Annotated in this window: 12 protein-coding genes; 10 read left to right on the top strand and 2 right to left on the bottom strand. The window is 43.2% G+C overall.

The window, feature by feature from the left end:
- Positions 1-359 precede the first annotated feature (359 nt).
- Both BLU33_RS00060 and BLU33_RS00055 read right to left on the bottom strand, forming a co-directional pair.
- Positions 360-1,673, bottom strand: a complete 1,314-nt coding sequence (locus BLU33_RS00060; RefSeq protein ID WP_091367509.1) for an SGNH/GDSL hydrolase family protein — start codon at positions 1,671-1,673, stop codon at positions 360-362.
- Positions 1,674-1,689: 16 nt separating this feature from the next.
- The gene (locus tag BLU33_RS00055) at positions 1,690-2,913 is read right to left on the bottom strand and encodes an OmpP1/FadL family transporter (RefSeq protein ID WP_091367508.1); all 1,224 of its coding nucleotides are present in this window, start codon (positions 2,911-2,913) and stop codon (positions 1,690-1,692) included.
- 190 nt (positions 2,914-3,103) lie between these two features.
- Here BLU33_RS00055 and BLU33_RS00050 point away from each other — a divergent pair, with 190 nt between their 5' ends.
- The 10 genes from BLU33_RS00050 to BLU33_RS00005 all read left to right on the top strand — a co-directional run.
- Positions 3,104-3,991 carry an AraC family transcriptional regulator gene (locus BLU33_RS00050; protein WP_091367506.1) on the top strand — a complete coding sequence of 296 codons (888 nt, stop codon included), beginning with the start codon at positions 3,104-3,106 and terminating at the stop codon, positions 3,989-3,991.
- A gap of 95 nt (positions 3,992-4,086) precedes the next feature.
- Positions 4,087-4,542 carry a hypothetical protein gene (locus BLU33_RS00045; RefSeq protein ID WP_091367504.1) on the top strand — a complete coding sequence of 152 codons (456 nt, stop codon included), beginning with the start codon at positions 4,087-4,089 and terminating at the stop codon, positions 4,540-4,542.
- A 253-nt stretch (positions 4,543-4,795) separates the two neighbouring features.
- Complete coding sequence (locus BLU33_RS00040) at positions 4,796-5,305, top strand: hypothetical protein (protein ID WP_091367502.1); 510 nt, start codon at positions 4,796-4,798, stop codon at positions 5,303-5,305.
- 269 nt (positions 5,306-5,574) lie between these two features.
- A complete protein-coding gene (locus BLU33_RS00035; RefSeq protein WP_091380030.1) occupies positions 5,575-7,371 on the top strand; it encodes an acyl-CoA dehydrogenase family protein in 1,797 nt (598 codons plus the stop codon).
- Between the two features lie 115 nt (positions 7,372-7,486).
- Positions 7,487-8,230, top strand: a complete 744-nt coding sequence (locus tag BLU33_RS00030; protein WP_091367501.1) for an electron transfer flavoprotein subunit beta/FixA family protein — start codon at positions 7,487-7,489, stop codon at positions 8,228-8,230.
- Positions 8,231-8,246: 16 nt separating this feature from the next.
- Complete coding sequence (locus BLU33_RS00025; RefSeq protein ID WP_091367499.1) at positions 8,247-9,221, top strand: electron transfer flavoprotein subunit alpha/FixB family protein; 975 nt, start codon at positions 8,247-8,249, stop codon at positions 9,219-9,221.
- Between the two features lie 7 nt (positions 9,222-9,228).
- Positions 9,229-9,675, top strand: coding sequence for an acyl-CoA thioesterase (locus tag BLU33_RS00020; RefSeq protein WP_091367497.1), 447 nt, complete (start codon positions 9,229-9,231; stop codon positions 9,673-9,675).
- 5 nt (positions 9,676-9,680) lie between these two features.
- Positions 9,681-9,932 carry an acyl-CoA-binding protein gene (locus BLU33_RS00015; RefSeq protein WP_091367495.1) on the top strand — a complete coding sequence of 84 codons (252 nt, stop codon included), beginning with the start codon at positions 9,681-9,683 and terminating at the stop codon, positions 9,930-9,932.
- Between the two features lie 336 nt (positions 9,933-10,268).
- Complete coding sequence (locus tag BLU33_RS00010) at positions 10,269-10,724, top strand: DUF2147 domain-containing protein (protein WP_232009359.1); 456 nt, start codon at positions 10,269-10,271, stop codon at positions 10,722-10,724.
- Positions 10,725-10,773: 49 nt separating this feature from the next.
- The coding region (locus BLU33_RS00005; protein ID WP_091381006.1) for a 3-hydroxyacyl-CoA dehydrogenase/enoyl-CoA hydratase family protein at positions 10,774-12,977 on the top strand (2,204 nt) is incomplete at its 3' end.

Below are 12,977 nucleotides of genomic sequence, written 5' to 3'. Positions count from 1 at the left end.
ATAAAATTCTGATGAGTTATTGAAAAAAGCCTGTACTATTTATGTAGAACCATTTATGAAACTATTATATACAGGAAAACGAAACGCATATTGAGGTTATGCATTTATTAGAAATGACCGACGGTTTACTACCAGAATAAAGCCATAAAATAGTCCCACAGGCCTTTTTTACCGGTAATTACTATTTCAAATTGCTCGTCAATTTGTTTTGAAAAGTCTATTAATTCACGGCTCATGGTAAAAATAGATTAATTATATCAAATATAAAGTATTTTTATACCAAAAACCAAATTGGTATTTGTTTATTTATTTTTCATGACGATACATTTATAAAAATGTATCGTCATGAAAAAATCTTATTATGGGAAAGTAAGGCCCGGATAAGCAGCAACGTTGGCCAAAGGAATAGAAGAGCCATAGGTACTGTTTATAGCCTTAATAAATTCGTTGGCTATAATAGAATATCCGCGGGGGGTAAGGTGCACACCATCAAGCGAGAATAAGCCACCGCTGATGTATGACGAATTAAGGCTGATACCATCAACCACCAATCCATTTGCTTTAACATTATTTAAGTAAGTATAGGCATCAAAAACGGCCAGGCCTTTTTGGGCTGCAATTGATTTAATGGTAGTATTGTATGATTGCACGTAATCGCGTGTTAAGGCAACTTCGTTTGCATCCAGCACATATTGGTTATCAATTGGCGTTACAGGGGTTAAACCATAAGGCTGCGGGCCGTAAGGTGTTGTTACCAGCGTACCAATCATACTGGTTGGGAATGTTAGTATGATAAGGTCATTTGCTGTTGCTACCCTTGGCGCATAAGTAGTGCCTGATACCAGCGCATTTACATAAAGTGCCTTTGCGGCTGGATTTTTCGCTTGTACAGCAGCCAAAATAGCGCCAACCGTTACCGTATTAAAATAAGGGATAGAAGTAACATCGGGTATAGTAGCTACCACGCCTTTTTGGCCTGATGCGGTTAGTTTTTCTATCGATAATTCATATAACTCGGCAAAAACTGTTTTATCTGTTAGCACATCACCAACACCACCACCGGTAGCATAAGCCAATGCATCATTATTACCCAACCAATCTGAGAAAAAGGTAAATGGCTTGGCTGTTACAAAATCAAGATAATCAGTTGTGTTGGTTGGTGCGTCATTCGGTAGCATACGCTCAAAAAAGCCGTTAAGGTTACCATAAGGAGCGTAAGTGATATTTAATAATTTAATTCCCGGTACGCCGTAGTTCTCAATATCGCCGGTGTATTTGGTGTACAAGGTAACGTTACCAAACCCCGGGATAGGCAATATGCCACGTATAGCCAGGTCAGTAATAACAGGTGCAGTAATAGGGTTGCCGTTGGCATCAAAACCTGTTAGTTTAAGATAGCCCGAGCCGTTTTCCTGGCCGGTAGCAAATAAAGGTTGATTAAAAGTACCGCCGCCTACTGCCAGCATCTGCTTAGCCATGATAGACGGATATGAGTTTAATTGACCTGCAAGGTATAAACCACCATTGGAGTAACCTGCTGTTAAGGAGTTACCTACAGCTATATAGCGTGAAAAGTCGGCCCTACCTTTTGTTGGCGCGGGATTGTGGATTTCGGGCTTACAGGCAGCTAAAAATAGCAAACCTGCAATAAGATATATTTTAAAGTTCTTCATGTTTGTTATTTTTTAATTACCAGTGATAAGCCAGTGATAAGCCTGGGATGTAAACATTTGTTTCAAACGTACCTGCTAATTGCGACTGAATATTGGTTTGGGTGCGGGCATCTACGTGCTCATACTCAAATGAAACATCAAGGTCCAATCTTGAAGCCAGCTTATAGCCTAAACCACATGTTACAAATTTACGCGGGGCATCGGGGGCTTCCGCAGTAACATAGCCATCCTGTACAGCTGTTCCTGCAAAACCACCACCAAACCGAAGGAACAGGTTATTACACGCTTTATATTGAGCACCCACTCTTATACTAACGGCATCCTGGTAATTACGTGCCGAATAGCTATCCTGTAATTGAGGGGTGTTTATTTTGTAATCAAAAGCTAAAGCTTTGTAAACATCCCATCCAACTAAGTTGGCATCGAAAGCGAGTGTCCATCTTTCGGTTGGATAAAAACCTAAACCTACTGATGTAGTTGAAGGCAATGGAATTGTTGCCGAGAAGCTATTAGGCTGCGGAAAGCTGCTTTGTAAGGATGATGGCACATTAAAAATAGCATTACCATTATTAATAGTGGTACTTACACCTGAACGGTGGGTGATACCAATAGTAATACCCGATTCGGTTTTCACGAAGATACCGGCGTTCCAGCCATATCCTTTACCTGATCCTTTAAGCTCAGCCTGCCCGTCCTGCCCGGCAGAATTGGTTAACGGGATAGCCTGCGTAAGATCAACTATACCGCGGTTATACACAAAACCACCGCCTATGCTTAAATAATCGGTTAGTTTTATACTTAATGTAGGCTGAAAGTAGATGGCTTTAAGATCAAGGCTTTCCAGCGTATATTTCCCTGCCCAGCTATCTCCCCAGTCGGTTAAACCGCCAAAGGGCGTATATACGGCCATACCAAGTTTCCACCAGCCATTTCTGGGCCCTACGGCAGCATAAAAATTAAATGGTGTAGCAACCTTGTTGGCAACATGATCCTCCACATTGGTACCCATTGGGTTAAAAACAGACCTGAACATTAATGGGCTGATACCTGCCTGAATATAATTATCAGGTAACATAACAACGGCGCCGGGATTAAAAAACACGGAGGCTCCATCCTGTAACAGACCGGTACCGGTGTGGCCCATACCTATTTGTTTCTGCCCCTCAAGGTTCACCTGGAACCCTTGCGCGAACGAAATAACAGGTATCAGTGCGAGCACTAATAGTAGAATTTTCTTCATGATTATATAATTGGTTATATGGTGCTATTTGTAAAGCTACAAATACGGTTTCTAAAAAAATAAAATTAGGTTGGTTTTATACGAAAAAAAGGGCTATAATGCGGAGATATTAGTCAAAAAGTCGGAGAAAAGATTAATTTAGAGTTAACTAACAGCACTATATTTAATTAGTGATATTAAATAAATACGTATGAGTAAAAAGATCGCACAATTAAGCTTATCAAAGTTTGCAGACCTGTACGCAGATAAGCTTGTTGGCCCCGATTTTTTTATCACCGATGAAAAACAACTGTTGAGCCTCAGCGAATACCCTTATCGATCCGACGGCTATATTATTGGCATATGCACCCGCGGCACGGCACAGGTTGAAGTGAACCTGCAGGTATACCAGTCGAGGCCCGATGCCATGCTCCTGGCCACACCTTTCCATACCTTACGTATTTATAATAGCAGTCCTGATTTTTTATGCCGCTTCATTGTTTTTTCAAAAGCATTCTTAACCGAGAACAACGTTAACAGCCATTTCCTGGAATCGTTCAGCTATTTTAAAAGCGCGTCGCTGCCGGTTATATATCCCACGCATGAAGAAATAAACATGCTGCTGGATATTTATATGCTGATGAAGAAAAAGCTGGAACGCGAGGAACACCCTTACCGCATGGAAATATCAAGGAGCATTTTAACATCGCTGCTATATGAAGTGGAATCGATATACGAGCACCACCATGTAATGATAAAGGGCAAGCAAACACGCAAACAGGAGTTGAATGTGCTGTTCCAGGAACTGGTTTTTCATCATTATAAAGGGCACCGCAACGTACAGTACTATGCCGATGCCTTGTATGTATCATCAAAGCACCTTACCGAAACCATTAAAGAAGTAACCGGCCGAACTGCCGGCGAATGGATAGATGATGCTGTGATACTGGAAGCAAAGGTATTATTAAGGAACCACGAGATCAGCATTGCCCGCATCGCCGAGGATATTAATTTCCCCGATCAATCCTCTTTTGGTAAGTATTTTAAAAACCACACCGGTCTCTCCCCCTCAGATTATCGTGTGGCAATGGCTATTTAATACAGCTTAATTATACCGCTCCCAAACTATAAATTTATAAATACGTATAGGGGATTTAAGATCTTAAATTCACTTCATATCAAGCCCCCCTAAAAATGAAAAAAACTATTATTATCCTGTTTTTGCTGGCATCGGCGCTACTGGTAAAAGCCCAGCATGTGCAGCCCGACAGCATTATAAAAGTGACGCCCACTAAAACAGGCACCCATACCACATATGCATATACTATTGCAGGCAAGGTGCAAACACCAGATGAGGTAAAGATAAAACTGTTGGCCTATGTCCCATCAGCCAATGAATTTCAGCAAGCAAAAATTGAAACTAAATGGGCTGTAGTTTCAACAGTGGGGTTTGCCGTATCAGCTATAGGAGCAGTAATTGAGTATGCGAACAATAATAACGCACCCGTTACCGAGCACCATAGCCTTACAGGAGCTTACATTTTTACAGGTGTTGCTACCGCCTTTTTTACCAGTGCCGTAATTAACCTTGTACAGGCCGGTAAACACAAAACGAAAGCCATGAAGGTGTATAACCAGCGTTTTGAGTAAACGTAAATATTTTTTTACATATTAAAAGTTCTTATAAAGGGCTTTTAATATCTGTTTTTTTTGACTTTTTACTTTTGGACTTGTAACTTCTTTGATAGATTCGGCATGGATTTCAGGAAACATCTATATGATTGTTACATAGCTACTTATACACAAAAAAAGTAATCAACTTGTTACATCATCCTGGGTTGACAAATAGTGATTTGGATAGTTTAATATTATAAATTCACATAATATTAAACATATCCAAAAAATGAAAAACCTTATTATTACCCTGTTTCTACTAACATCGTCATTGCTGGTAGAAGCACAACAAAATCAACCATCGCATGCACAGCCCGACAGCGTAATTAAACTGATTCCTTATGGCGAGGGCCGGCAGGCAGGCTATCTTTACACCATTGGCGGTAAACTACAAACACCCGATGATGTTAAGATGAAACTTTTAGCTTATGCACCATCAGCCGACGAATACCATAAGGCCAGGAACAGTGCAACGTGGGTTTATATTTCAACGGCAGGTTTTGCCATAACAAGCACGGTAGCCGTATTCGAGTATGCGCACAACAATAAATCGTACGGGGCGACAACCGCCTGGGTGAACGGCGTACCAACTTTTGTATATCCGCATCACAGCTATACCAGCGCCTACATTTTTACAGGACTTGCCACCGCGTTTATTACCAGTACAATTATTAACCTGGTGCACGCCAGCAAACATGCTAAAAAATCCCTGGATGTATACAACCAACGTTTTGAGTAAACTTATTTATTTTCCGTTTGTTAAAGTTGAAGCTCTTGTAAAAAAGAGCTTTTTCTATTTACGCTGATTTTTTGACTTTTTAATTTTGAATTTTGACTTACAAAGTTCTTTCCGACTTTTTGACGAATATCTCCGCATTGTAAACCTTTTTTTCAAGCGCCAACGCATATAATTTTACCCCTGATTATAAAACCAAAATATTGCAAAGGCCAAAAGCGTTTATGCAGTATAAGATCAAGTATAAACATATCCTTAAAAAAACAATTTTTATGAGCAGTACTGAAGCTGTAAAAGCTATAAAGGGAGGGGAGTTTCTTATACGGGAAACTTCGGCAGAAGATGTTTTTATTCCGGAAGAATGGAATGAAGAACAATTGATGATAGCCGAAACATGCACCAACTTTCTTGCGCAACACATCACGCCAAACCTGGTTCGTATTGATGAGCAGGAAGAGGGATTGATGCCGCATTTGATGGAAGAAGCAGGCGCGTTAGGCTTACTAAGTATATCAATACCCGAGGAATATGGTGGTTTCGGCAAGGATTTTAAAACATCAATGCTGGTTACCGAAAAACTGGGCGCGGGTAATTCATTTTCCGTAGCGTTTTCGGCGCATACGGGCATTGGCACTTTACCTATATTATATTATGGCAACGATGAGCAAAAAGCAAAATATATACCCAAACTGGCCAGCGGCGAGTGGAAAGGCGCTTATTGCTTAACCGAGCCAAGTTCAGGCTCTGATGCAAACTCAGGCAAGGCCCGTGCTAAACTTACCGAAGATGGCAAGCATTACCTGCTTAACGGCCAAAAAATGTGGATCACCAATGCAGGTTTTGCTGATATCTTTACCGTTTTCGCTAAGATTGATAACGATGAGAACCTGAGCGCATTTATAGTTGAAAAAGGCTTTGAGGGCATTACCCTTAATCCCGAAGAACATAAAATGGGCATCAAAGGCAGCTCGACCCGCCAGGTATTTTTTAACGACTGTAAAGTACCGGTTGAAAACCTGTTATCAGAACGCCAGAATGGTTTTAAAATAGCTGTTAACATATTAAACCTGGGTCGTATAAAATTAGGCGGTGGCACGGTTGGCGCAAGTAAGGAAGTAACCACTTTAGCCATACGTTATGCTAACGAGCGTGAGCAATTCGGCAGGCCGATCTCAAAATATGGCGCTATCCGTTATAAACTGGCACAATCTGCCATCCGTACTTATGCTTCTGAGTCTGCCATCTATCGCGCCAGTGAAAACATGGAACAGGCCACTGAGCATTTGGTTGAAACCGGCATGGATGCTATAAAAGCCAAGCTAAAAGGCACCGAACAATATGCCATTGAAGCAGCCATCATCAAGGTACATGCATCTGAAACATTGAATTATGTGGTTGACGAAGGTGTACAGATCTACGGAGGCATGGGCTACAGCGCTGAGGCACCGATGGACCGCGCTTACCGCGACTCACGCATCAACCGCATATTTGAGGGCACTAACGAGATCAATCGCATGCTGACTGTCGACATGATGTTGAAACGCGCCATGAAAGGTGAACTGGACCTCATGGGTCCTGCGTCAAAGGTAGCGGGCGAGTTAATGAGCATCCCTGATTTTGGAGGCAGTGAGGATGAAGGCTTATTCAGCAAGGAAAAGAAATACATAGCCGGGTTTAAAAAAGCCGTACTAATGGTTGCCGGCGGCGCGGTACAAAAACTAATGCAGCAATTAGGCAAGGAGCAGGAAGTATTAATGAACCTGGCCGATATGCTGATAGAGCTATACGTAAGCGAATCGACCCAGTTGCGTGTTGAAAAACTGGTAAACATGCGCGGCGAAGAAGCCTGCAAAGAACAATTGGACATTATGCGGGTTTATATAAATGACGCCGCCGAGCACATTGCAAAATCAGGAAAAGAAGCCATCAACGCTTTTGCCGATGGCGACGAACGCAGAATGATGCTGATGGGCCTTAAACGCTTTACAAAAACTGAAGATTTTAACACCACCCAAGCCCGCAGAAATATTGCTGCGAAACTGATTGAGGAGAATAAGTATTGTTTTTAAAATTTTTCTACCTTGTCATTTCGACGAGGAACGAGGAGAAACCTTCTTCGCGCAGAATATCGCCTGAAGAAGATTTCTCACTGTCGTTCGAAATGACAAATCTTTATAACAAACTATGAAAATATTAGTCTGCATAAGTCAGGTGCCGGATACCAGCACCAAAATTGTGTTAAAGGATAACAATACTGCGGTAAACACGCAGGGAACAACCTGGATCATCAACCCGTATGATGAATGGTACGCGCTCATCCGCGCGCTCGAACTAAAGGAAAGCGGCGTAGCAACGGACATTCACCTGGTGACTGTTGGCAAAGCCGATACTGAGCCGGTGATCAGGAAGGCGCTGGCCCTTGGCGGCGACCAGGCTGTACGTATTGATGCCGATAGCAATGATCCTTACGAAACAGCCAGCTACATAGCCGAATATGCTAAAAGCAATGGTTACGATCTTGTTTTATGCGGTAAGGAATCCATAGATTATAATAACGGAACCGTTGGCGTTATGCTGGCCGAACTGTTGGATATGGATTATATAGGCTTTGCAACCAATATACAGGTTGAAGGCACTACAGCTACCGTAAAACGTGAAATTGAAGGTGGCGAAGAAACCGACACCGTTAGCCTGCCTGTAGTGATCTCCTGCCAGAAAGGTGTGGCTGAGGCCCGCATACCAAATATGCGTGGTATTATGGCTGCCCGTACCCGTCCGCTTAATGTGGTTACACCTACCGCGGTAACGCCTGTGGCTGCCATATTATCGTATGAGATGCCGCCTGCAAAAGCGGGTATAAAAATGGTGAGTCCTGATAATATGGATGAACTGGTTCAATTGCTGCACACCGAGGCAAAAGTTATCTAACTAAAATCTAAAAAACATGTCTGTATTAGTATTGGTAGAACATACCGATGGCAACATAAAAAAGAAAAGCTTTGAGGCCGTACAATATGCTGCTGAGATAGCCAAACAAACAAACACAACCGCTACCGCATTAGTTTTAGGAACTATTGCCGATAACGAACTGGAAAGCCTCGGCAATTACGGCGCGCAAAAAGTACTGCACGTTGCCGATGACCGCCTTAACGACCTGCATGCCCGTGCCTATGTCAGCGCATTGATCGCGGCAGCACAAAAAGAAGGCAGCAAGATCATTGTTATGCTGCATGATATCAACGGTAAAGCTGTAGCACCAAGAGTTGCCATAAAATTGAAAGCTGGTATGGTTGCAGGCGCGTTATCATATCCTGACCTGGCTAAAGGCTTCGTGATTAAAAAAGCGGTATACTCAGGTAAAGCGTTCGCGTTTGTAAATATTACCAGCGATGTAAAAGTGATCACCGTTATGGCCAACAGCTTCCCGCTGGTGCAGGGTGATGGCAAAGCTGCCGTTGAAAAGCTGAATGTAACTTTTGGTGATAAGGACTTCGGTATAAAGGTAAAAGAAGTAAACAAAGTAACCGGCGAGGTTTCGCTTGCTGATGCCGAACTGGTAGTATCCGGCGGTCGCGGTATGAAAGGCCCTGAGAATTGGGGACTGATAGAAGACCTGGCTAAAGAACTGGGCGCGGCAACAGCATGCTCACGCCCGGTAGCCGATGCAGGCTGGAGGCCACACCACGAGCACGTTGGGCAAACAGGTGGCACTATCCGTCCTAATTTATACATCGCGGTAGGTATATCAGGTGCAATCCAGCATTTGGCGGGGGTTAATGGCTCAAAGGTTATTGTAGTTATCAATAAAGACCCTGAAGCGCCATTCTTTAAAGCTGCCAATTATGGGGTTGTAGGCGATGCACTGGAAATATTGCCACGCCTTACCGAAGCGGTAAAGAAATTCAAAGCGCATAAATAACCGGGCTATGGTGGTATACTATGAGGGTCAGGTGTTATGGTCGCAGTTGGATGCAAACCAGCACATGCGGCATTCGGCCTATGCGGATATTGCCGCGCAGGCCCGTTTAAATATGCTGAACAGCCTGGGTTTACACCCCGCAGAACTTTTTGAATACCACATAGGCCCCATATTATTCAGGGAAGAGCTTTTTTACCTGCGCGAGATAACTATAAATGATACCGTAAAAGTATCCTGCGAACTGATCAAAGCCCGTGCCGATGGTTCCCGCTGGACCATCCGCCATGAGATCCATCGTGGGGATGGTATTAAAGCTGCCATTATTATTGCAGATGGCGCATGGATCGACATGGAGAAAAGAAGACTTGCTGTTTTACCTATTGAACTTAGTGAATTATTCATGCTATCACCAAAAGGTGAAGATTACGTAGAAGAACAAGCCAAAACCAAATAACACCGATGGAACTGAAAGAGCAATTTGATAAAGCCGTAGCCGACAGCAAACAACTGCCGTCGCGGCCGGACAACGATACATTATTACGCATATACAGCCTGTACAAACAAGCTACCGAAGGCGATATAAATGCCGAGCCGCCGGGCATGTTTGATTTTGTAGCCAAAGCCAAATATGATGCATGGACGAAGTTGAAGGGGGTAAGTGCTGACGATGCTATGGGGCAGTATATTGAAGTTGTGGAAGGATTGAAATAACATATCTCCAATATGTCATTGCGAGGATGAACGACGCGGCAATCTCGTCGCGTTCCTCTTCAAGCGACGAGGTTGCCACGCTATCGCTCGCAATGACATGGTGATTTTGGCGTTATTAAATCATTATAAACACAACAACCGAAATATTGACAAATGTTTCCGTCATTTAGCCCTTGATATATCCTTAACTAAAGAGATATTTGTTATTATAAACCAATACTAAATTATTTAATCGTCAGCTTGTTATGTTGCCTGTAAAAAGGCAAAACTTATTTTGCTTTATATCTATTAAGGTATTATAAGCCTGTTTAATTAGCTGATTTAAAACCTGTAATAATGTCTGTATTAAAAAGAAATCTTATCCGTTTAATGTTAGTGGTGCTAACATTGGTAACCGTAAATATTGCAGCCAAGGCCCAAACCGACCAGATAGAGGGCCTATGGTATAATGATGTTAAAAGCGGTAAAATACTCATCACCCGCGAAAAGGATGGCAAGTTTTACGGCAAGGTAGTTTGGCTGAAAGAGCCGCTGAAAAATGGCAAGCCAAAGGTTGATGAATTAAATGAAGATGAAAAATTGCGCAGCAGGCCACGGCTGGGACTGCCTGTATTATACGGCTTTGTGAAGGACAGGGACAATAAGTATACCGACGGTAAAATATACGACCCCAATAACGGAAAGACCTATTCGTGTAACATTACTTTCAAAGGCGATAAGCTGGATATACGCGGATATATCGGCATCTCGCTGTTTGGGCGCACCACAACCTGGACACGGGCTGAAAATTGAACTATTAACTGATCTTAATATATATATTAATAACAACAAGCATAAACTAATGGATGCTAAACGAATAATAAAGAAAGTTGCGGTACTGGGTTCGGGGGTGATGGGCAGCAGGATTGCCTGTCATTTCGCGAATATCGGCGTACAGGTGCTGCTGCTGGATATTGTACCGAAGGATGCCCCTGCCGATAAAAAAAGCAGGAACAAAATAGTGGATGACGCGCTGGCCTTTGCCTTAAAATCAAACCCGTCGCCCATCTATCTTAAATCATTTGCCAAACGTATCACCACCGGAAATTTTGAGGATGATATGCCCAAAATTGCGGAGTGCGACTGGATAATTGAAGTTGTAGTCGAACGCCTCGACATTAAGCAAAAGGTATTTGAAACGGTTGAAAAATTCAGGAAAGCGGGTACACTCATTACATCAAATACATCAGGTATTCCTATCCATTTAATGGCTGAGGGCCGCAGCGATGATTTTAAACAGCACTTTTGCGGCACCCACTTTTTTAACCCGCCGCGTTATTTAAAGCTGCTGGAAATTATCCCTACAAAGGATACATTAAGCAGTGTGACCGATTTCCTGATGGCTTATGGTGAGAAATTCCTGGGCAAAACTACGGTGTTGGCTAAGGATACGCCTGCATTCATCGGCAACCGTATCGGTGTGTTCAGCATTATGAGTTTGCTGCACTACGTGGATAAAACAGGCATGACGGTTGAAGAAGTGGATAAATTGACTGGCCCGGTTATCGGTCACCCGAAATCAGCAACCTTCCGTACTACGGATGTGGTGGGATTGGATACCATGATCCATGTAGCTAACGGGTTATATGAAAACGCAAAGGATGACGAAGCGAGGGAATCATTCAAGATTCCTGAATTTGTTACCGGTATGGCCAAAAACAACTGGCTGGGCAGCAAAACCAACCAGGGTTTTTATAAAAAGGAAAAGGTGGATGGCGCAAATCAGTTCTTCGCGCTCGACCTGAAAACTTTGGAATACAAGCCATCGCAAAAAGTAAAGTTCCCGTCACTGGAAACTACCAAAACGGTTGACAGCTTAAAGGATCGCCTTAAAATATTATTTGCCGCGAAGGATAAAGCAGGTGAGTTTTATCGCGCTACCTTTTACGAGCTATTCGCTTATTCCAGCAACCGGATTCCTGAAATTTCAGACGAATTATACAAGATAGATGCAGCCATGAATGCCGGTTTCGGCTGGGAAATGGGCCCGTTTGAAAAATGGGACGCTTTAGGCGTAGCCGATACCGTTAAAGCGATGGAAGAAAGTGGCAATAAACCTGCGCAGTGGGTTTATGATATGCTGGCAGCAGGCGCGCAATCCTTCTACAAAGTGGAGCATGGTAAACGTCTGTATTACGACATCCCATCAGAAGCTTACAAAGTTATACCGGGCACCGAGCAATTTATTTTGCTGGATAACATCCGCCCAACACATACCATCTGGAAAAACAGTGGCACTACCATCACCGATATCGGCGATGGTATTATCAACCTGGAATTCCATACCAAAATGAATACGATTGGCGGTGAGGTGATAGAGGGCATTAATAAAGCCATCACTCTTGCCGAAGCCAGCTATAAAGGTTTAGTTATCTCAAACGAAGGTGCCAACTTTAGCGCGGGTGCAAACGTGGGCATGATCTTCATGCTGGCAGTCGACCAGGAATTTGATGAGCTGAACATGGTGATCAAGGCATTCCAAAATACCATGATGCGGGTGCGTTATTCATCCATCCCGGTAGTGGTTGCTCCTCATCAAATGGCTTTAGGCGGCGGCTGCGAAATCTGTTTACATGCCGATAAAGTGGTTGCCCATGCTGAAACATATATGGGGCTGGTGGAATTTGGCGTAGGCCTTATCCCCGGCGGCGGTGGTACCAAGGAGTTTGCATTAAGGTTATCTGATGATCTGCAGGACGGTGATATCGAAACAAACAATTTCCGTGACCGCTTCCTGACCATCGGCCAGGCAAAAGTATCAACTTCAGCTTACGAGGCCTTTGAATTCGGCTACCTGAAAAAAGGCCGCGATGCCGTTGTGGTATCACAAAACAGGTTATTAGCCGAAGCCAAACAGCATTGCCTGCAAATGGCCGATGAAGGCTATGTACAGCCTGTTCCGCGTACTGACATTCGCGTGCTGGGCAAACAGGCTTTAGGCCTGGGTTATGTAGGCGCAAATACCATGTACAGCGGCAATTACATTAGCGAGCATGATGTGAAGAT

It is taken from the genome of Mucilaginibacter mallensis, from assembly GCF_900105165.1.
Taxonomy (GTDB): domain Bacteria; phylum Bacteroidota; class Bacteroidia; order Sphingobacteriales; family Sphingobacteriaceae; genus Mucilaginibacter; species Mucilaginibacter mallensis.
The sequence above is the reverse complement of the archived record's forward strand: the minus strand, read 5'-3'. Positions and strand labels throughout refer to the sequence as shown.

Excerpts from the sequence above, each read along its gene's own strand:
- BLU33_RS00025 (WP_091367499.1), top strand. The coding sequence starts at position 8,247 with ATGTCTGTATTAGTATTGGTAGAACATACCGATGGCAACATAAAAAAG.
- BLU33_RS00015 (WP_091367495.1), top strand. The coding sequence starts at position 9,681 with ATGGAACTGAAAGAGCAATTTGATAAAGCCGTAGCCGACAGCAAACAA.
- BLU33_RS00010 (WP_232009359.1), top strand. The coding sequence starts at position 10,269 with ATGTCTGTATTAAAAAGAAATCTTATCCGTTTAATGTTAGTGGTGCTA.
- BLU33_RS00030 (WP_091367501.1), top strand. The coding sequence starts at position 7,487 with ATGAAAATATTAGTCTGCATAAGTCAGGTGCCGGATACCAGCACCAAA.
- BLU33_RS00050 (WP_091367506.1), top strand. The coding sequence starts at position 3,104 with ATGAGTAAAAAGATCGCACAATTAAGCTTATCAAAGTTTGCAGACCTG.
- BLU33_RS00060 (WP_091367509.1), bottom strand. The coding sequence starts at position 1,673 with ATGAAGAACTTTAAAATATATCTTATTGCAGGTTTGCTATTTTTAGCT.
- BLU33_RS00055 (WP_091367508.1), bottom strand. The coding sequence starts at position 2,913 with ATGAAGAAAATTCTACTATTAGTGCTCGCACTGATACCTGTTATTTCG.
- BLU33_RS00040 (WP_091367502.1), top strand. The coding sequence starts at position 4,796 with ATGAAAAACCTTATTATTACCCTGTTTCTACTAACATCGTCATTGCTG.
- BLU33_RS00020 (WP_091367497.1), top strand. The coding sequence starts at position 9,229 with ATGGTGGTATACTATGAGGGTCAGGTGTTATGGTCGCAGTTGGATGCA.
- BLU33_RS00045 (WP_091367504.1), top strand. The coding sequence starts at position 4,087 with ATGAAAAAAACTATTATTATCCTGTTTTTGCTGGCATCGGCGCTACTG.
- BLU33_RS00035 (WP_091380030.1), top strand. The coding sequence starts at position 5,575 with ATGAGCAGTACTGAAGCTGTAAAAGCTATAAAGGGAGGGGAGTTTCTT.